Source organism: Micromonospora sp. CP22, from assembly GCF_009712475.1.
Classification (GTDB): Bacteria; Actinomycetota; Actinomycetes; order Mycobacteriales; family Micromonosporaceae; genus Micromonospora.
The window spans coordinates 171,231-189,714 of record NZ_VCJO01000009.1; the positions used below are offsets into that span (position 1 = coordinate 171,231).

The following is an 18,484-nucleotide window of genomic DNA, read 5'->3' on the forward strand; positions in this document are numbered from 1 at the left end:
GCCGACGAGCCGCCGCGAACCGACCCGTGGTCCGCCGTGCGCCTCATACCGCCGCTCCTGTCGCCATGGGCGCCCATCCTATGTCCCGGGCCTCGTCCGTCCCCCTACCACCAGGCGTGGCCGGGGGCGCGGCGACGGCTCAGGACCGCGACAGCCGGCGCAGCAGCGAGTCGGCCCCCAGCGGGTATGCCCCGTGCCGACGCACCCCGTCGGCGACCTCACGATCGGAGGAGACCACCACCACCGGACGCCCCGGGGGTTCGGCCCGGACCAGCCGGCGGATCAGCTCGTCGGCGGTCTCGCCCTTACGGGAGAACAACACCCGCACCCCACGCGGAGTGGGCGGCAGGCCGTGCACCCGCTCGGCCCCGTCGAAGACGACAGTGACCTCGTCACCGGTCTGCGCGGCGATCCCGCCGAGGCCGGTGACCAGTCGCTTGCGCTGCTGTTCCAGGGACATCTCCCCGAAGCCGCGCTTGGTCACGTTGTAGCCGTCGACCACCAGGTGCGCCCGGGGCAGGGCCAGCAGTTGGTCCAGCCGGGCCGGGTCGTCGGTGTCCCGGGCGCGTACGGCGGCCGTGGGGGCGGCGGGAGAGTCGGTGAACGAGTCGGCCACGAAGTCGGCGGGCAGTTTCTCGACCGGGTCCAGCGCCAGTTCCCGGCGCAGCCCGACGGCGGCCTGACTGATCGTCTCCAACAGCAGCCACAGGCGTGCGTCGTCGACCGAGCGGGCTTCCTTGGCGCTGCTGCGGGCCACCCCTGCCGCCGCCTCGGCTTCGGCCAGCCGGGCCCGGGTCCGCCGCAGTTCGGCGTCCGCGTCGGCGGCGGCGCGTGCGGCCCGGCCCCGCTCGGTGGCCAGCATCTCGTTCGCCTTGCGCTCCCGGGCCTGGCTCTCCCGCAGCGAACGGGCCAACTGCCGGGTCTCCTCGCGCAACTGGCCCAGTTCCTCGCGTACCCGGGCCAGTTCGTCGCGGAGCTTGTCGGCCTCGACCCGGGCCACCGCCCGATCGTGCTCGGCCCGGGTGGCCCGCTGCTCCGCCTGTCGGACCAGCTCGGCCACGACCGCGGTGTCCGCCTCGGCGCGGACCGCCGCCCCACTGGCGTCGATCAACTCCCGCCAGCCGCGCGGGCGGGCCAGGTAGGCCAGGGCGGCCACCTCGACCGGGTCGGCGGCGGCGGGGGCGGTGCCCTCCACCACGGCGGCACCCAGGTCACCGACGTCGGCCAGGACCCGGGCGGAGACGCGCTGCCGGAACAGCGGGTCGGCGGCGAGTTGCGCGGCGATCACCGGCGCACCGAGTCGGGCCCGCCGGTTCGGGGCGAACTTGGCGACCCGGCGCAGTGGGACGGGCACCTCGTCGGCCGGCAGGCTGGGCAGCACGGCGGCGGTGAGCGAGACGATCCGCTGCCGTACCGGCTCGGGCAGGCTCGGCTCCGGCTCCGGCTGCCCCGTCTCGGTCGTCTCCGCGTCGGCCACCGAGTCGTCGGCCGGGACGTCACCAGCCGCTGGCACCGCGACGACCTGCTCCTCCTGCGGGAGGTTGTCGTCGTGCGGCTCGGTGAGGGGCATGTGGCAAGTCTCCCACCGCGACCGGGCCCACCGCCCGGTGGTGAGCCGATCTCTCATCCTAGACCGGTGGTGACCCGTGGGGCCGGTGGGGCGCGAGTGTCGGACCGGAACGTTACGGTGCCGCGGATGGCAGCACAGGAGTTCCTCCAACCGGCGCTGGCCGGGCTCGACCCGACCGTCGACGGAGTCGACCCGACGCTGCCGCTCTACGCGACGACCTTCGTGGTGGTCGACCTGGAGACGACCGGCGGGGCCCCCGACGGCGGCGGCATCACCGAGATCGGCGCGGTCAAGGTGCGCGGCGGCGAGGAGCTGGGCGTGCTGGCCACCCTGGTCAATCCGGGGGTGCCGGTCCCACCCTTCATCACCGTGCTGACCGGCATCACCCAGGCGATGCTGCTGCCCGCACCGCCGATCGAACAGGTGCTGCCGAGTTTCCTGGAGTTCGTCTCCGACGCCGTGCTGGTCGCCCACAACGCGCCCTACGACGTCGGTTTCCTCAAGGCGGCCTGTGCGAAGCACGGCTACCGTTGGCCGAACCCACGGGTGCTGGACACGGCGGCCCTGGCCCGGCGGGTGCTGCTGCGGGACGAGGTACCCAACCGCAAGCTCGGCACCCTCGCCGCGTACTTCCGGGCCGCCACGCAGCCGACCCACCGGGCCCTGGACGACGCCCGGGCGACCGTCGACGTCCTGCACGGGCTCATCGGCCGCCTCGGCGGGCACCGGGTCGACACCATCGGCGACGCCATCGAGTTCGCCCGCGCGATCTCCCCGACCCAGCGCCGCAAGCGGCACCTGGCCGACGGGTTGCCCCGTTCCCCCGGCGTCTACATCTTCCGGGCCGCCGACGACCGGCCGCTCTACGTCGGCACCTCCCGGGACATCGCCACCCGGGTACGCAGCTACTTCACCGCCGCCGAGAAACGCGCCCGAATTTCGGAGATGCTGGCCGCCGCCGAACGGGTGGAGGCGGTGGAGTGCGCGCACTCGCTGGAGGCCGAGGTGCGTGAGCTGCGGTTGATCGCGGCGCACGCGCCGCCGTACAACCGACGGTCGAAGTACCCGGAGCGGGTGGTGTGGCTGAAGTTGACCGACGGCCCGTACCCCCGGTTGTCGGTGGTCCGGGAGATCTCCCCGGGTGACCGCGCCTACCTCGGCCCGTTCACCTCGCGGCGGGCCGCCGAGTTGGCCGCCGCCGGTTTCCACGACGCGGTGCCCCTGCGCCAGTGCACCCACCGGTTGTCGCTGCGCACGGTCACGCCGGCCTGCGCGCTGGCCGAGCTGGGTCGCTGCCCGGCTCCCTGCGAGCACCGGATCTCCCCCGAGGAGTACGACGCCCGCGCGGTCACGCCGTTCGCCACCGCCACCACCGGTGATCCACAGCCGGTGGTCGACGCCCTGCTGGCCCGGATCGAGGCGCTCTCGGCGGGCCAGCGTTACGAGGAGGCGGCGACGTTGCGCTCCCGGCTGGCGGCGGTGCTGCGGGCCGCCGTACGCATGCAGCGGCTCGCCGCGTTGACCGGGCTCGCCGAGGTGGCCGCCGCCCACCCGGCGACCGGCGGCGGGTGGGAGCTGGCGCTGGTACGGCACGGCCGACTCGCCGGGGCCGGGGTGTCCCCACCCGGGGTCCATCCTCGACCGACGCTGGCCGCCATCCGGGCCACCGCCGAGACGGTGTCGCCGGGCCATGGCCCGGTCCCGGCCGCCAGTGCCGAGGAGTCGGAGCGAATCCTGTCCTGGTTGGAGCGACCGGAGACCAGGTTGGTCGAGATGTCGGCCGGCTGGGCCTCCCCGGTGGCCGGCGCGGCACGGTTCCGCGACCTGTTGACGAAGGCGGAGAGCGCGGCGTCCCCACAACTCTGGTCCGAACGCTCATGAGCAACTGTCCGATCGGACGACGTCGACTCACTTACTCTGTTAAGGAAGTGCAGTCCTGCCCGTTTCGAGGGTCTGCTCCCGCTTGCCGGATTCCGGTGGTGGTGGCTCAGCAGGCGTGAGGGGGTGTCCCAGGTGGACGTCAACGCCGGACACGGCGGTGCCCTGGGCGGTGCACTCCCGACACAGCCCGGCGAGTTACCCCTGACCAAGCGACTCCGATCGCTGCTCAGTTGGCCGAGCGCCGAGACCGAACCGGTCGGTCAACTGGTCCGCACCCACCGCAGCATCCACGCCGGCGCCGACCCCAGCGTGCTGCGCCGCGCCTACACCATCGCGGACAACATGCACCGTGGTCAGTTCCGCAAGAGCGGGGAGCCGTACATCACCCACCCGCTCGCGGTGGCCCAGATCTGCGCGGAACTCGGCATGGACACCACCACCCTGGTCGCAGCGCTGCTGCACGACACGGTGGAGGACACCCGCTACACCCTCCAGGCCCTCGCCGAGGACTTCGACCACGAGGTCGCCCACCTGGTCGACGGGGTGACCAAATTCGACAAGGCGTTCTACGGGCAGGCCGCCGAGGCGGAGACCATCCGCAAGATGATCATCGCGGCCGGCAAGGACGTCCGGGTGCTCATCATCAAGCTCGCCGACCGACTGCACAACATGCGCACCCTGGGCGTACGATCGGCCGCCTCCCGCGAACGCATCGCCCGCAAGACCCTTGAGGTGCTCGTTCCGCTCTGCGACCGGCTGGGCATCCAGACGCTCAAGCGGGAGTTGGACGACGTGGTGCTGCTGCACCTCGAACCGGAGGAGCACGCCCGCATCGCGCGGCACGTACACGACCGGCCCGGCTGGGACAGCTACCTCGCCGAGGTCGTCGCGCGCGCCAAGGTGGCGCTGCGGCGCAGCCGGGTCGACGCGGAGGTCGCGCCGCGCCCCCGGCACCTGTACTCGATCTGGAAGGACACCGTGGCCGGCGGCCACACCGTCCCGTTCGACTTGCCCCGCATCACCATCGTGGTCGACGGCCCGGCGACCGACTGCTATGCGGCACTCGGCGCGGTGCACGGGCTGTGGCGGCCGGTGCCGGGCCGGTTCAAGGACTTCATCGCCTCGCCGAAGAACAACCTCTACCGCTCCCTGCACACCACCGTCTGCGGGCCGAGGGACCGCACCGTCGAGGTGCTGATCCGCACGGAGGAGATGCACCGTGCGGCCGAGTACGGGGTGGCCGCCGACTTCCGCTTCCCCCGCTCGGGCGGCGGCAAGACCAACTCCGGGCAACTCGACTGGCTGCGCCGGGTGCTGGACTGGGAGCAGGACGCGGCCGACCCGGCCCAGTTCCTCCACTCGCTGCGCTGCGACCTGGCCGAGGCGCAGATCCAGGTGGTCGCCGAGGGGCGGCAGATCGTGCTGCCGGCCGGTGCCACCCCGGTCGACCTGGCGTACGAGTTGGGCACCGACCGGGGTGAACGATGTCTGGCGGCACGGGTCAACGGACGACTGGTCCCGCTCTCCTCCGAGCTCGAGGAGGGTGACGTGGTGGAGATCTTCACCGAGACCGACGAGGAGTGCAGCCTCGACGCCGAGGTGGCCCCACGCGGGCCGCGGCGGGAGTGGCTGGGCTTCGTCAAGTCGCCGCACGCGCAGATGCAGATCAACCGGTGGTTCGCCGAGCACAGCGAGCCGGGCATCACGATCAGCGACAAGGTACGCCTGGGCCGGGCCACCATCGGGCTGGCCCTGCGTCAGCACAACCGAGGGCTGGCCAGCGACCTGCCGCTGCTGCGCCTGTCGGAGGAACTCGGCTACCCGGATCTGGAGACGCTGCTGGTCGCGGTCTTCGACCGGGTCATCGAGCCGGACGCCGTGGTGCGCCAACTCATCGACCTGGTCGACCACCGCCAGTGACAGCGGTGACCCGCGCCCTACCCGGCGTGGTCCTCATGGCGCGAACGTGCCTCGCGGCCACTAGCCTGTAGCCATGATCCCCCGTAGCCGCCGCACCGGGCGCGCCGTCGCGTACCAGGTCTTCTATCGGCTCCCCCTGCCGGTACGACGTCGGCTGGTGCGGTTGGCGGTGCCCAAGTACATCGTCGGCGCCGTCACCCTGCTGCGGGACAGCGAGGCGACCGGGGCGGGACGGTTGCTGCTGCTGCGGCAGCCACCGGGGCGAGGATGGACCCTGCCTGCGGGGCTGCTGCAACGCCACGAACACCCGGCGGTCGGTGCCGCCCGGGAACTGTTCGAGGAGACCGGTGTCCGGCTCTCCCCCACCCGGCTCACCCCGGCGGTGCCCAACGCCGTCGTCCACGCCAAGGGGTGGGTGGACGTGGTGTTCACCGCCGAGGTACCGGCGTCGAGCACCGAGCTGACCGTCGACGGCGCCGAGGTCTTCGAGGCGGCCTGGCACCCGCTGGACGACCTGCCGAAGCTGACCTGGCCGACCGCCCGCCTGCTCGGCTACTACGACATCGGTCCGCTGGCCGGGCAGTTCCCCCCGCCGCTGCCCGACACGACGCCATGACCCGACCCGAGAGCGTCCGGCCGACCGGCGACCGGCCTGCTGACGCGCCCGAGGCAGCCGTGGCACCCGTCGACGGCATCTGCGCGGTGGTGCTCGCCGCCGGTGAGGGCACCCGGCTGCGCCCGCTGACCGAGCGGGTGCCCAAGGCGCTCTGCCCGGTGGGCAACGTGCCGCTGCTGGACCGGGCGCTGGCCCGGCTCGACGGCCTCGGCCTGAGCGGCCCGACGAGGGTCGCGGTCAACGCCTGCTATCTGGGCGACCAGGTGGTGGAGCGGGTGGGTTCCCGCGCGCACCTCTCGGTGGAGCCGGGCAGCCCGCTCGGCACCGCGGGTGGTGTGGGACGGCTGCGGGACTGGATCGACGGCCGGGGCGTCCTGGTGGGCAACGCCGACGCCTACCTGTCCGACCCGGCGGCACCGCCCGGCCCGGACATCGCCGCGCTGCTGGACGGCTGGGACGGCGACTCGGTACGCCTGCTCGGCCAGCCGGCCAGCGACCCGACGGCACCGGGCACCTTCGACGGGCACGTCTTCACCGGCTTCTCCCTGTTGCCGTGGCGGCTGGTCCGGGAGCTGCCCGCCACCTTCGGCGACCTGGTCCGCGCGGTGTGGCGTCCGGCCGAGGCCGCCGGCAGGCTCGACGTGGTGCCGTTCCGGGGAACCTTCATCGACACCGGCACCCCCGCCGACTACCTCGCCGCGAACCTGCACGCCGCCGGTGGTGACAGCCTGATCGACCCGACCGCCAGGGTCACCGGCCGCTGTCACCGGTCCGTCGTCGGCGCGGGTGCCACCGTCCGGGGCACGGTCAGCCGCAGCGTGATCTGGCCGAACGCCACCGTCGACACCGGAGAGAATCTGCGGGACGTGATCCGGGTCGACGCCGACCTGACCGTCCCAGCCGCCTGACCCACCGCTGCGACCTCGCCGTCCGGACCCGCCGCTGGCACCGCGTCGTCACCGTCGGAGGCCGGAGCATCGCCGCCGCCGCGGCCATCACCCCGTCTCCCCATTGAGGACCCGCCGTCACTCTTCGTGCCGCCGGATCCACCACCACCTTGACCACACACCCCCTTTGCTCTGCTTCACCATACGCAACAGTTACTCTCCGCATCACCAACGACAGCGACCGCAACAGAGACCGTCATGACATCTCCGCAGCTCATCCGCCAGTTGCGTGGGTTGAAGCAGAGCAAAGCGTGTCAGTGGGCAACTGGTCGTGGGCGAGGGACGCGGCTCAACCGTCACCCTCCGTATCGGATACGGAGAGTTTCCTTCTCTGCTAGGGGGCGGCGGTTCTCACAGCGCACCGCAGCGGCGGTGCGGTCGGCATGTTCGGTCGGGCGTCGCCCGGGGCGGGGCGAGACGAGGTGCGGCATTCAGGGAACCGGTCGTCAGCCGGGCCGGGCCGGGCCCGGCTGACGACCGGCGGTGCTCCTGGTGCGGCACTAGCATGGGCTGCGACGCCGAACGAACGGAGAACCCTTCAGTGATCACCGCGATCGTGCTGATCGACTGCGCCACCGACTCGATTCCCGAGGTGGCCGAGGCGCTTGCGAACCTGCCCGGAGTGAGCGAGGTGTACTCGGTGGCCGGGCACGTGGACCTGATCGCCATGGTCCGGGTCCGCGAGTTCGACGAGATCGCGCAGATCATCGCGGGCAGCATCTCGAAGGTGCCGGGGGTGCTCAACACCGAGTCGCACATCGCCTTCCGCGCGTACTCCCGGCATGACCTGGAGGAAGCCTTCGCCATCGGGCTGGGCAACGCCGACTGACCGCGAGCCGGCCCACCCAGGCTGGGTGGGCCGGCTCGTCACGTACCGCCGGATCAGCTCTCCTGCGGCACCGGGACCTCCTCGGTGCCACCCGGAACCGGGGCCTCCTCGGTGACGGTGCCGCCCGGGGCCGGCTCGGTGGTGGTACCCGGAGTCGGCGTGGTCACCCCCGGAGCCGGGGCGGTGCCACCCGGGCTGGGCGTGCCGCTCGGGCTGGTCTCCGGGACCGGGATGCCGAGTTCCTCGGCCAGCGCGACCAGGGCGTCGTAGTGCGCCTGCAGGACCGGCAGCGCGGTCTGGGCCAGCTGAACCACCTGCTGTTCGGTGCCCTGCGAGATCTCGGTCTGGGTCGCCTGGATGGCCTGGATGTGGCCGGCCAGCCCCTGGGTCACCCAGAGCCGGTCGAACTCTTCACCACTGGCGTTGTTCAGCTGGTCGAGCGCCGTCTGCTGGTCGGTGGTGGGCTCGCCGGGCAATTCCACGTCGAGTTGTCCGGCCAGGTCCTGCACCGACTGGTCCAGCTCGGTGTGATCCGTGACGAACTGCTGCCCCAGCTCCTTGACCTGCTGGTTCTGGCCCTTCTCCTGGGCCAGCTCACCGGCGGCGATCTCGTACAGGTTGGTCTGATGGATCGCCTGCAGGTACTGGGTGTCCTGTTCCGACGGCTGCGCCGCCGCCTGTGCCGCTGCGGCGGGTGCGACACCCACCAGCACCAGCGCGGCCAGCAGGCCGAGGCGTTTGATACCCAACATGCTTCCTCCCCGTTGAGACGTTGGACCGCACGGATACCCGGCTGACCGGGGTTATTCCTGCGATCCGGCGTCGACGGATCGCGGCGACGACGTCCGGAAGAGGCGAAACGAGCGTGGCGCCCGCCGGAAGACCCCGGCGGGCGCCACGTCACGTTGCGGCGGATCTCAGCTGCGGGTCTCCCCGCTGGTGATCTCCTCCCGGTCCTCGCGCGACTCGACCGGGGGGTGCCCCGGTGAGACCGGCGCTTCAACCGGTCGCTCGATCGGGTAGAAGAAGCCCCGGATGGCCGGGCCGAGGGCACCGAGCCGGTTCATCTTCTTCGGCACCACCCAACCGACGTAGTCCAGCTCACCGTGCTCGCCCGCGCTGAGCGGCTGGTGCACCTCGACGAACCGGCCGTCCGGCAGACGCCGGATGATGCCGGTCTCCACGCCGTGGGCGAGGACCTCCCGGTCGTGCTGCTGCAAGCCGAGGCAGATCCGGTACGTGACGTAGTACGCCAACGGCGGAAGGAGCAGCAGACCGATCCGACCGGCCCAGGTCATCGCGTTCAGGCTGATGTGGAACTTGTCGGCGATGACGTCGTTCGCGCCGGAGAGGGTCAGGATCACGTAGAACGTGATGGCCATGACGCCCAGGCCGGTGCGGAACGGAACGTCGCGGGGACGCTGGAGCAGGTTGTGGCTGCGGTAGTCCTTCAGGTGGCGCGCTTCCATGAACGGATAGAGCAGGGAGATCCCCACCAGGATGCCGGGTAGCACCACCGTCGGCCAGAACAGCGGTGGAATCACGTACCCGTCACCGATGGGAATCGTGATCTCCCAGTCCGGCATCAACCGCGTCGAGCCGTCGAGGAACATCACGTACCAGTCAGGCTGGCTGGCAGCCGACACCACCCACGCCTCGTACGGGCCGAACAACCAGACCGGGTTGATCTGGAACAGACCGCCCATCAGCGCGATCACGCCGAAGACGACCATGAAGAAGCCGCCCTGCTTGATCGCGTAACGGGGGAACATCCGCTCGCCGACCACGTTGCCGTTCGTCCGGCCGGGCCCGGGCCACTGGGTGTGCTTCTGCTTGAACACCAGCCCCAGGTGCACGGTGATCAACGCGACCAGCAGTGCCGGGATGAGCAGCACGTGGGCGATGAAGAACCGGCTGATGATGATCGTGCCGGGGAACTCGCCGTTGAAGACCGCCGCGGTCACCCAGGACCCGATCACCGGGATGGACAGCATGATCGCCGAGGCGATCCGCAGACCGGTGCCGGAGAGGCCGTCGTCCGGCAGCGAGTAGCCGGTGAAGCCGGCGAGGAAGCCGACCCAGAACAGCAGCGAACCGATGATCCAGTTGGCCTCACGCGGCTTGCGGAACGCGCCGGTGAAGAAGATCCGCAGCATGTGCACCACGATCGCGGCCATGAACAGCAGCGCCGACCAGTGGTGCATCTGGCGCATGATCAGGCCGCCGCGGACGTCGAAGGAGATGTCCAGCGTCGAGGCGTACGCGGCCGACATCGGCGTGCCCCGCAGCGGGGCGTAACTGCCGTTGTAGATGACCTCGGTCATCGTCGGCTCGAAGAAGAAGGTCAGGAAGACACCGGTCAGCAGCAGGACGATGAACGAGAAGAGCGCGATCTCGCCGAGCAGGAAGGACCAGTGGTCCGGGAAGACCTTGTTGAGCAGTCGGCGCAGCGGAGTCGCCACCTGGAAACGGTCGTCGACCGCCCGGGCGGTGTTGCCGGGCACGGCTGCTACGTCAAACTTTCGCCGCTTCACGGCCGCTCCCAGAAGTCGGGCCCGACGGGTTCGGTGTAGTCGGACGAAGCCACGAAGTAGCCCTCGGCGTCCACCTCGATCGGCAGCTGCGGCAGCCGCCGGCTGGCCGGACCGAAGACGGGCTTGGCATTGTCGGTGATGAGGAACTGCGACTGGTGGCACGGGCAGAGCAACCGGTTGGTCTGCTGCTCGTACAGGCTCGCCGGGCAGCCGGCGTGGGTGCAGATCTTCGAGTACGCGGCGTAGTTGCCCCACATGAAGCCGCCGTGACCCTCGCGCTCGTTGTTGCGTCGCGACGCCTCGGCGTCGGCGTCCCGCAGGTGGATCAGCAGGGTGGGCGAGTCGGCGTACCGGTTGCTCACCCCGTGCTCCACGCCCGGGAAGACGGTGATCTGACCACCGGCGCTGATGTCAGCCGGCCGGATGGGCCGCCCGTCCTCGCGTACCAGCCGGATCTTCCGGCCGTCGCGGGGGGCGAACCCGGTGGTCATCATCTGGTTGTCCTTGTGCGGGTTGGAGATCAGCCCGCCGACCAGCGGCGCCGCGGCGACAGCGCCGACCGGCAGCAGACCGGCCAGCAGCGAGACGCCGAGCAGCGGCCGGCGCTTGACCCCCAACTCGTCGGCCATGTACGCCATGGTCTCGCCGGTGATCCGCTGGTCCTCCGCGGGCACGGCGCCCTCGTGCCGATCCTGGATCGACACCTCCTTGGGCAGCAGCTTCTTGCCCCAGGTGAGGATGCCGAAACCGACGGCGAGCAGAGCGATGCCGAGGGTCGTGCCGAGCAGCGGGGTGTAGAGCTTGTCTCCGCCGCGACCCGGCTCGTACTCCCAGGGCCACCAGATGTAGATCACCAGGAAGGCGGTCGCCGCCAGGCCGGTCAGCAGGAAGAACGCCGCCACGGTGCGGACCAGCCGGCGCTCGGCCTTACTACCCGAGACCACCTGCGGCTCGTAGTGGACGATCTCGATGTCGTCCCGCCGGGCACCCTCCCGGACGATGTCGAACCGACTCAGCCGGGGGTCGTTCACATCGAGCGGCTCCCCGCCCGACAGGGTCGGCTGCCCGGTCTGGCTGCTCATGGTCCCCCCGCTCACGACTTACCCGCGATCCACAGGCTGGCGAAGACCAGCGCGACGATGCCGACGAGGAAGATCGCAATCCCCTCGGTGGAGGGTCCGTACCGGCCGAGGTTGAAGAAGCCGCCCGGGTCGGCGTCGTCCTTCAGCGTCTGCTGGATGTAGGCGATGATGTCGGCCTTCTGCTCCGGCGTGATCTGGTTGTCGCCGAAGACCGGCATGTTCTGCGGGCCGCTGAGCATCGCCGCGTAGATCTGCCGGTCGGTGGCCGGCCGCAGGCTCGGCGCGTACTTGCCGGAGGAGAGGGCGCCGCCGCCACCGCTGAACGCGTGGCACTGCGAGCAGTTGATCCGGTACAGCTCGCCACCGATGGCGATGTTGCCGTCGGCGTGCAGGTTGTCGCCGGCCGGCACGACCGGGCCGCCGCCGAGTTCCTGGATGTACGCGGCCAGCTGGTCGATCTCGTCACGGGTGAACACCGCCGGCTTGCGGGCCGCCTGCGCCTCCTGCCGGGCCATCGGCATCCGGCCGGTGCTCACCTGGAACTCCACGGAGGCGGCACCGACGCCGATGAGGCTCGGCCCGCGCCCCTCGACCCCCTGCGCGTTGCGACCGTGACAGGTCACACAGCTCACGTCGAACAGCGCCTTGCCGTCGGCGGCAGCGCTGCTCAGCGGCGGATTCTCCTGCGCGGCGGCGCCAGGGGCGAGGACGGTGTAGGCGCCGCCGGCCAGCATCAGCGCGGCGACCAGCCGGACCGCAGCACCCAGCCGGCGGCGGCCCCTGCTGGGTGCCCCGGGCCGCCCGCGCAGCCGCGCGAGCAGACCGCGTCGGCGGTCGTTGTCAGAAGTCATGACCTGTGTCCTTAACCGGTTGGACCTTGTCTTGCGGGGGTGGAGCAGCGGCAAGGCGTCGGGCGCCGCGCCAAGATCACTGAAGCCAGTAGATCATGGCGTACAGCGCGATCCACACGACGTCGACGAAGTGCCAGTAGTACGACACCACGATCGCCGCGGTGGCCTGAGCCGGCGTGAACCGACCCATGGTGGTGCGGATCATGAAGATCACGAAGGCGATCAGACCGCCGGTGACGTGCAGGCCGTGGAAGCCGGTGGTCAGGTAGAACATCGACCCGTAGCCGTCACCGTTGATCTTGATGCCGTGGGAGACCAGCTCGCGGTACTCGTTGAGCTGGCCGAGCACGAAGATCAGGCCCATCACGAAGGTGATCGTGAACCAGCGCCGCAGCGCGTGGACGTCACCACGCTCGGCAGCGAACACGCCGATCTGGCAGGTCACCGAGGACAGCACCAGGATCGTCGTGAACGCCGTCGCGTACGGGATGTTGAGCACCGGAGTGTGCTCCGCCCACTGCTCCGGCGCCGCCGCGCGGATGGAGAAGTACATCGCGAACAGCGCCGCGAAGAACATGAGCTCGCTGGAGAGCCAGACGATCGTCCCGACGCTGACCATGTTGGGCCGCGTCAGAGAGTGGATCCGGCTCTTGTCAATGGCTGGGGCCGCAGTCACGCGGTCATTATGGCCGCTCACCATGGCCGCCGATCAGCGGGGGGTGAAACCCGTGCCCAGCATGGCCCGATCGGTACCGTCCGGTTCGCCTGACCTAGGCTGATTGGCGTGCTGCACGTCGATCCGATCTCCATGACCGCACCGGGCGCGTCGCTGCTCAACGCGGCTGCGACCGGCTCGGCGGCGACCGAGGTGACGGCCAACGTCGCGACGTTGGCGGCCGAGGTCACTCCACCGCCGTTCTCCGTCACCGCCGTGGTCACCGAGGCCCGGCTGGACAGCTGGCTCGCCCTCGGTCTGGTCCTCGCCGCCGGCCTCTACCTCTACGGGGTGTACCGGCTGCGGCTGCGCGGCGACCGCTGGCCCGTCGCCCGGACGGTCTTCTTCCTCGGCCCCGGACTCGGCGGCATCGCCGCGGTGACGGTCAGCGGGCTGCACGCGTACGACACCACGCTGCTGTCGGTGCACATGGTGCAGCACATGGTGCTGTCCATGGTTTCGCCGATCTTCCTGGCGTTGGGCGCGCCGGTGACACTCGCCCTGCGTACGCTGCCGATCGGTCCGCGCAAGCGGCTGCTGGCGGTGGTGCACAGTCGGATCGCCCGGGTCTACACCTTCCCGTTGGTGGCGTTCGCCATCTTCGTGGTGAACCCGTTCGCGCTGTACTTCACCGACCTGTACCGCTACACGCTGGAACACGCCTGGGCGCACGAGGTGGTGCACGCGCACTTCATCATGACCGGCTGCGTCTTCTTCTGGCCGCTGCTCGGGCTGGATCCGCTGCCGGGGCGCTGGCCGTACCCGGGGCGGGCGCTGCTGATGCTGCTGTCGGTGCCGTTCCACACCGTGCTCGGGCTGACCATCATGCAGAGCACGACCCTCTTCGGCGGCGACTGGTACCCGTCGCTCGGCCTGACCTGGGCCGACCCCTGGGACGACCAGGTGCTCGCCGGGGGCATCCTGTGGGCCGGCGGCGAGTTCGTCAGCGTGACGATGCTCGCAGTTCTGGTGGTGCAGTGGATGCGCCAGGCCGAGCGCGAGGCCCGCCGGATCGACCGCGAACTGGACCGCCAGGAAGCCCGGCAACGAGCGGCGGAATCCACCGCCTGAGATACCTCGGAGATCGGTCGGGGCGGCGTGTCACGCTCGCCACACCGACCGGTACGATCAGCCACGCAGCTACGAAGTGGGAGCCGTTGGAAGCCATGAGCGATCGTCAGTGCACCGTCCTGCTCTACAGCGACGACCCGCAGGTGCGGGACCGGATGCGGCTCGCCGTCGGCACCCGACCCGCGCCCGACCTGCGAATCGAGTTCGTCGAGGCGTCCACCTACGACGAGTGCATCCGGCTGGTCGACGACTACGAGATCGACCTGATGCTGCTCGACGGGGAGGCTAGCCCCGGTGGCGGCATCGGCATCGCGCGGCAGATCAAGGACGATCGCCACGACGCTCCCCCGACCTGTGTGGTGATCGCCCGCGCCGCCGACCGCTGGCTGGCGTCCTTCGCCGAGGTCGACGCCACTCTGGTACACCCGCTCGACCCGGTGACCACGGCCGCCACCGTGACCGACCTGCTGCGCGCTGACGCACCCGCCTGACGTTCCACACCGGCACCGCCACGGCGCCGGGCGAGCCGGCGCCGGTCCCGTCCCACCCGTAACCGTCTGCTCGGGAGGCCCACGATGGGCGAACGGACCTGGCCGCACCTGCTCACCGCGCTGCTGCGGGGCGAGGAACTCTCCGCCTCCGACACCGCCTGGGCGATGGGCGAGATCATCAGCGGGTCGGCCGAGCCGACCCAGATCGCCGGCTTCGCCGTGGCGCTGAGAGCCAAGGGCGAGACACCGGCCGAGGTGGGCGGGATGGTGGAGGCGATGCTCCGCCAGGCCGTGCCGGTCGAGCTGCCCGAGGAGGTACGCGCCGAAGCGCTCGACGTGGTGGGCACCGGTGGCGACCTCGCTCACACGGTCAACATCTCCACGATGACCGCGCTGGTGGTGGCCGGAGCCGGCGTACGCGTGGTCAAGCACGGCAACCGGGCCGCCTCGTCCTCCTGCGGCACCGCCGACCTGCTGGAGTTCCTCGGCGTACCGCTGGACCTCGGGCCCGATCAGGTGGCCCGGTGCGTGGCCGAGGCCGGCATCGGCTTCTGCTTCGCCGCTCGGTTCCACCCCGGGATGCGCCACGCCGGGCCGGTCCGGCGGGCGCTGGGGGTGCCGACCACGTTCAACTTCCTCGGCCCGTTGACCAACCCGGCCCGCCCCCGCGCGGGTGCCGTCGGCTGCTTCGACCGGACGATGGCGCCGGTGATGGCGGCCGTCTTCGCGGCACGGGGCGACTCGGTGCTGGTGATGCGCGGCGAGGACGGGCTGGACGAGTTCACCACCGCCGCACCGACCCGATTCTGGATCGCCCAGAGCGGCACCGTCAGGGAGACCGTGGTGGACGCGATCGACCTCGGCGTACCCCGGGCCACCCTCGCCGACCTGCGCGGCGGCGACGCCGCCCACAACGCCGACGTGGCCCGACGCCTGCTCGCCGGTGAGCCGGGGCCGGTGCGTGACGCCGTCCTGGTCAACGCCGCGGCGGCGCTGGCCACCCAGGGGCCGCTGGACGGCGACCTGACCGAGGCGCTCCGCGCCGGTCTGGACCGGGCCGCCGAGTCGATCGACTCCGGGGCCGCCGCCCGCGCCCTCGACAGCTGGATCAAGGTCGCCGGGGCCGTCTGAGCGACCCCACTACCACCGCGTGGTGGCTGACCGACGACGACACGACAGGGCCCGCCCCATCCGGGGCGGGCCCTGTCGTCGTGATGCTCAGTGTTCGGCGGTACGCCGGGTGCCGCTGTAGTACTCGAACAGCAGGCCGCAGGCGGCCATGATGACTGCCACCGCACCCAGGCCGAGCAGCCAGAACTGCCAGAACGCCAGGCCCAGACCGGCGAGCGCGGCGGCCAGCGCCAGCCCGAACGGCCAGTAGCTGCCCGGGCTGAAGAAGCCGATCTCGCCCGCGCCGTCGGAGATCTCGGCGTCCGGCCGGTCCTCGGGGCGCAGGTCGATCCGGCGGGAGACGAACCAGAAGAAGCCGCCGCACATCGCGCAGAGCAGGAACGACAGCAGCAGGGCCACGGTGCCGATCCACTCGATCCGACCGTCCGACTCGGCCCACGTCCAGCCGCCGTACAGGAAGGTCGCGAAGAGCAGGAACCCAGCGATGATCAGGAAGATACGCCACTCGGTCTTCATGCCGGTTGCCTCAGCTTCCCGTGCCGGCCGGAGCGGTGTCCGGGTTGAAGTTGCTCTCGGTACGCCGCGTCTCGAACGGCTTCGTGGTGATCGCGTACGGCTCCTCACCGATGGAGGTCAACGCGTCCTGCGTGGAGGCGCCGCCCTGCTTGGCCGCGAGGAAGCGGTCGAAGTTCTCCGGCGAGACGACCCGCAGCTCGAAGTTCATGAAGGCGTGGTAGCTGCCGCACAGCTCGGCGCAGCGGCCCACGTACGCTCCCTCGCTCTCCAGCGAGGAGACCTCGAAGACGTTGCGGATGCTGCCGGGCATGACGTCGCGCTTGAACAGCATCTCCGGCACCCAGAACGAGTGGATGACGTCGCGGCTGGTCTCCTCGAACCGGATGGACCGGCCGGTCGGCAGCACCAGGATCGGGATGACCTCGCTGGTGCCGAGCACCGATGCGACGGTGTCGGCCTCGACGCCCTGGCCGTCGCGGTAGTTGAACTGCCAGTTCCACTTGAAGGCGACGACCTCGACGGTGACGTCGGGGTTGTTGGTGGTCTTCACCACGTCGGTCTGCACCACCGCGGTGTAGTAGAAGAGCACCGAGACGACCAGCACCGGGGCGATGGTGTAGAGGAACTCCATCGGCAGGTTGTAACGGGTCTGCACCGGCAGCTCGTTGCCGCGCTTGCGGTAACGCACCACGCACCAGAAGATCAGGCCCCAGACGAATACGCCGACCGCGAGCGCCGCGACACACGAGGCGATCCACAGGTCGTACATCCGCCGCGACTCCGGGGTGATGCCGCCCTGCGGCCAACCGAAGCCGCCGAACGCCGCACCGACGTCACAGCCCGTGAGCAGGACCAGCAGAGCCGCCCCACCGAATCCGAGCCCGGCGAGACGCCCGGCACGACGCCCCCGCCGCCCACCGGCTCGCGAGGATGCGCTGCGCCGTACGGCCGTCGGCCGTACCTCCGAACTCCTTGCGACCACCTGGTCCTGCCTCCCTAGCGCGCCGCGGTGCCTCGTTTCGGCCGGCTCCGCCGAGCGGAGCCGCCACACCGGCGGCAAAGGCGTCACCGACGGTCGCAGATTACTCGACCATGCCAGGCTGGACCCGGTTGGGGTCGTTGTCCCCACCGACGGGGGATCTTGTGCCGACCGAGGCGATAGCGTGGACAGACGTGACGTCTTCCCCCGTCTACCTGGACGCGGCCACCGCCGCGCCGCTGCATCCGGTCGCCCGGCAGGCGCTCCTCGCCGCGCTCGACGACGGTTGGGCCGACCCCGACCGGCTCTACTCCCAGGCCAGGCGCGCCCGCCAGTTGCTCGACGCCGCCCGCGAGGCCACGGCCGAAACCCTCGGCGTACGCCCCGACGAGCTGTCCTTCACCCCGAGCGGCACCAGCGCCGCGCACACCGCCGTCCTCGGTGGCCTGCGCGGACGCCGACGGGTCGGCCGGGTCCTGGTGCACTCGACGATCGAGCACTCGGCCGTGCTGTACGCCGCCGAACAGCACGTCGCCGGGGGCGGCACGGCCGTCGAGGTGCCGGTCGACCGCCTCGGCCGGCTGGATCTGGACGCCTGGTCGACGGCGGTCGCCGGGGATCAGGTGGCCTCGGCGGCGTTGATCGCCGCCAGTCACGAGGTGGGCACCGTCCAACCGGTCGAGGAGGCTGCGGCGGCCTGCGCCGACGCGGGCGTGCCGCTCTACGTCGACGCCGCCCAGATGGTCGGCCGGGTGCCGGTGCCCGACGGGTGGTCGGTGTTGACCGCCAGCGCCCGCAAGTGGGGCGGCCCGCCCGGCGTCGGGCTGCTCGTGGTCCGCAAGGGCACCCGCTGGGAGTCGCCGTGGCCGACCGACGAGCGCGAGTCGGGGCGTACCCCCGGCACGCTGAACCTGCCGGCGGTGGTGGCGGCGGCGGCGAGCCTGCGCGCGGTGGCGGCCGACGCGGCGGCCCAGGCGGCGCGGCTGTCACCGTTGGTGGACCGGATCCGGGCCCGGGTGGCGGCGCAGGTGCCGGACGTCGAGGTGGTCGGTGATCCCGAGCACCGGCTGCCGCACCTGGTCACCTTCTCCTGCCTGTACGTCGACGGCGAGGCGCTGCTGCACGCCCTGGACCGGCGGGGTTTCGCGGTCTCGTCGGGTTCGTCGTGCACCTCCGCCACCCTGCGCCCGTCGCACGTGTTGGAGGCGATGGGGGTGCTCTCGCACGGCAACGTCCGGGTCTCCCTGCACTCCGGCAGCACCGAGGCCGACGTGGAACGTTTCCTCGCCGAGCTGCCGGAGATCGTCGCCGAGCTACGGCAGCAGGCGGGGGTGGTGGGGCTGTGACCGTC

17 protein-coding genes are annotated in these 18,484 nt (G+C 71.1%); 9 read left to right on the top strand and 8 right to left on the bottom strand.

Annotated features, from left to right (window positions below; all coding sequences use genetic code 11):
* Positions 1 to 139: 139 nt before the first annotated feature.
* Positions 140 to 1,570: an NYN domain-containing protein gene (locus tag FF096_RS17095; RefSeq protein WP_155219293.1), complete on the bottom strand. Its 1,431-nt coding sequence runs from the start codon at positions 1,568 to 1,570 to the stop codon at positions 140 to 142.
* 126 nt (positions 1,571 to 1,696) lie between these two features.
* Between FF096_RS17095 and FF096_RS17100 the strand changes: the two genes are divergently transcribed.
* The 5 genes from FF096_RS17100 to FF096_RS17120 all read left to right on the top strand — a co-directional run bounded on the left by FF096_RS17100 (position 1,697) and on the right by FF096_RS17120 (position 7,763).
* Complete coding sequence (locus FF096_RS17100; protein ID WP_155219296.1) at positions 1,697 to 3,451, top strand: DEDD exonuclease domain-containing protein; 1,755 nt, start codon at positions 1,697 to 1,699, stop codon at positions 3,449 to 3,451.
* A 132-nt stretch (positions 3,452 to 3,583) separates the two neighbouring features.
* Complete coding sequence (locus FF096_RS17105) at positions 3,584 to 5,371, top strand: RelA/SpoT family protein (RefSeq protein WP_309223473.1); 1,788 nt, start codon at positions 3,584 to 3,586, stop codon at positions 5,369 to 5,371.
* Positions 5,372 to 5,444: 73 nt separating this feature from the next.
* Positions 5,445 to 5,987 carry an NUDIX hydrolase gene (locus FF096_RS17110; protein ID WP_155219302.1) on the top strand — a complete coding sequence of 181 codons (543 nt, stop codon included), beginning with the start codon at positions 5,445 to 5,447 and terminating at the stop codon, positions 5,985 to 5,987.
* A gap of 59 nt (positions 5,988 to 6,046) precedes the next feature.
* Positions 6,047 to 6,895: a sugar phosphate nucleotidyltransferase gene (locus tag FF096_RS17115; protein WP_309223474.1), complete on the top strand. Its 849-nt coding sequence runs from the start codon at positions 6,047 to 6,049 to the stop codon at positions 6,893 to 6,895.
* Between the two features lie 580 nt (positions 6,896 to 7,475).
* On the top strand, positions 7,476 to 7,763 hold the full coding sequence (locus FF096_RS17120) for an Lrp/AsnC ligand binding domain-containing protein (protein WP_309223453.1): 288 nt from the start codon (positions 7,476 to 7,478) through the stop codon (positions 7,761 to 7,763).
* A gap of 53 nt (positions 7,764 to 7,816) precedes the next feature.
* Here the strand turns inward: FF096_RS17120 and FF096_RS17125 are convergent, their stop codons facing one another.
* The 5 genes from FF096_RS17125 to FF096_RS17145 all read right to left on the bottom strand — a co-directional run bounded on the left by FF096_RS17125 (position 7,817) and on the right by FF096_RS17145 (position 12,906).
* On the bottom strand, positions 7,817 to 8,515 hold the full coding sequence (locus FF096_RS17125; RefSeq protein WP_155219310.1) for a DUF4142 domain-containing protein: 699 nt from the start codon (positions 8,513 to 8,515) through the stop codon (positions 7,817 to 7,819).
* Positions 8,516 to 8,680: 165 nt separating this feature from the next.
* A complete protein-coding gene (locus FF096_RS17130) occupies positions 8,681 to 10,297 on the bottom strand; it encodes a cytochrome b N-terminal domain-containing protein (RefSeq protein ID WP_309223454.1) in 1,617 nt (538 codons plus the stop codon).
* Positions 10,294 to 11,379, bottom strand: coding sequence for a ubiquinol-cytochrome c reductase iron-sulfur subunit (locus FF096_RS17135; RefSeq protein ID WP_155219313.1), 1,086 nt, complete (start codon positions 11,377 to 11,379; stop codon positions 10,294 to 10,296). The genes FF096_RS17130 and FF096_RS17135 overlap by 4 nt, the downstream gene beginning before the upstream one ends.
* Positions 11,380 to 11,390: 11 nt before the next feature.
* Positions 11,391 to 12,230, bottom strand: coding sequence for a cytochrome c (locus FF096_RS17140; RefSeq protein ID WP_155219315.1), 840 nt, complete (start codon positions 12,228 to 12,230; stop codon positions 11,391 to 11,393).
* 76 nt (positions 12,231 to 12,306) lie between these two features.
* Entirely contained in the window at positions 12,307 to 12,906 is a 600-nt protein-coding gene (locus FF096_RS17145) for a heme-copper oxidase subunit III (protein ID WP_309223455.1), read from the bottom strand.
* A gap of 108 nt (positions 12,907 to 13,014) precedes the next feature.
* Between FF096_RS17145 and FF096_RS17150 the strand changes: the two genes are divergently transcribed.
* The 3 genes from FF096_RS17150 (at position 13,015) to trpD (ending at position 15,638) form a co-directional block, all read left to right on the top strand.
* Positions 13,015 to 14,016, top strand: coding sequence for a cytochrome c oxidase assembly protein (locus tag FF096_RS17150; RefSeq protein WP_309223456.1), 1,002 nt, complete (start codon positions 13,015 to 13,017; stop codon positions 14,014 to 14,016).
* Between the two features lie 95 nt (positions 14,017 to 14,111).
* Positions 14,112 to 14,507, top strand: a complete 396-nt coding sequence (locus FF096_RS17155) for a hypothetical protein (protein WP_155219318.1) — start codon at positions 14,112 to 14,114, stop codon at positions 14,505 to 14,507.
* An 84-nt stretch (positions 14,508 to 14,591) separates the two neighbouring features.
* Entirely contained in the window at positions 14,592 to 15,638 is a 1,047-nt protein-coding gene (trpD, locus tag FF096_RS17160) for an anthranilate phosphoribosyltransferase (RefSeq protein WP_155219321.1), read from the top strand.
* A gap of 87 nt (positions 15,639 to 15,725) precedes the next feature.
* Here trpD and FF096_RS17165 read toward each other — a convergent pair whose 3' ends face one another.
* Together FF096_RS17165 and coxB are read right to left on the bottom strand one after the other, a co-directional pair.
* Positions 15,726 to 16,154: a cytochrome c oxidase subunit 4 gene (locus FF096_RS17165; protein WP_155219324.1), complete on the bottom strand. Its 429-nt coding sequence runs from the start codon at positions 16,152 to 16,154 to the stop codon at positions 15,726 to 15,728.
* A 10-nt stretch (positions 16,155 to 16,164) separates the two neighbouring features.
* Entirely contained in the window at positions 16,165 to 17,136 is a 972-nt protein-coding gene (gene coxB / locus FF096_RS17170; RefSeq protein ID WP_309223457.1) for a cytochrome c oxidase subunit II, read from the bottom strand.
* Between the two features lie 191 nt (positions 17,137 to 17,327).
* Here coxB and FF096_RS17175 point away from each other — a divergent pair, with 191 nt between their 5' ends.
* A complete protein-coding gene (locus FF096_RS17175; protein ID WP_309223458.1) occupies positions 17,328 to 18,479 on the top strand; it encodes an aminotransferase class V-fold PLP-dependent enzyme in 1,152 nt (383 codons plus the stop codon).
* Positions 18,480 to 18,484: the final 5 nt, after the last annotated feature.

Bases quoted from the DNA above. Each gene is read 5' to 3' on its own strand.
- FF096_RS17095 (WP_155219293.1), bottom strand. From the start codon at position 1,570: ATGCCCCTCACCGAGCCGCACGACGACAACCTCCCGCAGGAGGAGCAG.
- FF096_RS17100 (WP_155219296.1), top strand. From the start codon at position 1,697: ATGGCAGCACAGGAGTTCCTCCAACCGGCGCTGGCCGGGCTCGACCCG.
- FF096_RS17110 (WP_155219302.1), top strand. From the start codon at position 5,445: ATGATCCCCCGTAGCCGCCGCACCGGGCGCGCCGTCGCGTACCAGGTC.
- FF096_RS17125 (WP_155219310.1), bottom strand. From the start codon at position 8,515: ATGTTGGGTATCAAACGCCTCGGCCTGCTGGCCGCGCTGGTGCTGGTG.
- FF096_RS17135 (WP_155219313.1), bottom strand. From the start codon at position 11,379: ATGAGCAGCCAGACCGGGCAGCCGACCCTGTCGGGCGGGGAGCCGCTC.
- FF096_RS17140 (WP_155219315.1), bottom strand. From the start codon at position 12,230: ATGACTTCTGACAACGACCGCCGACGCGGTCTGCTCGCGCGGCTGCGC.
- FF096_RS17155 (WP_155219318.1), top strand. From the start codon at position 14,112: ATGAGCGATCGTCAGTGCACCGTCCTGCTCTACAGCGACGACCCGCAG.
- trpD (WP_155219321.1), top strand. From the start codon at position 14,592: ATGGGCGAACGGACCTGGCCGCACCTGCTCACCGCGCTGCTGCGGGGC.
- FF096_RS17165 (WP_155219324.1), bottom strand. From the start codon at position 16,154: ATGAAGACCGAGTGGCGTATCTTCCTGATCATCGCTGGGTTCCTGCTC.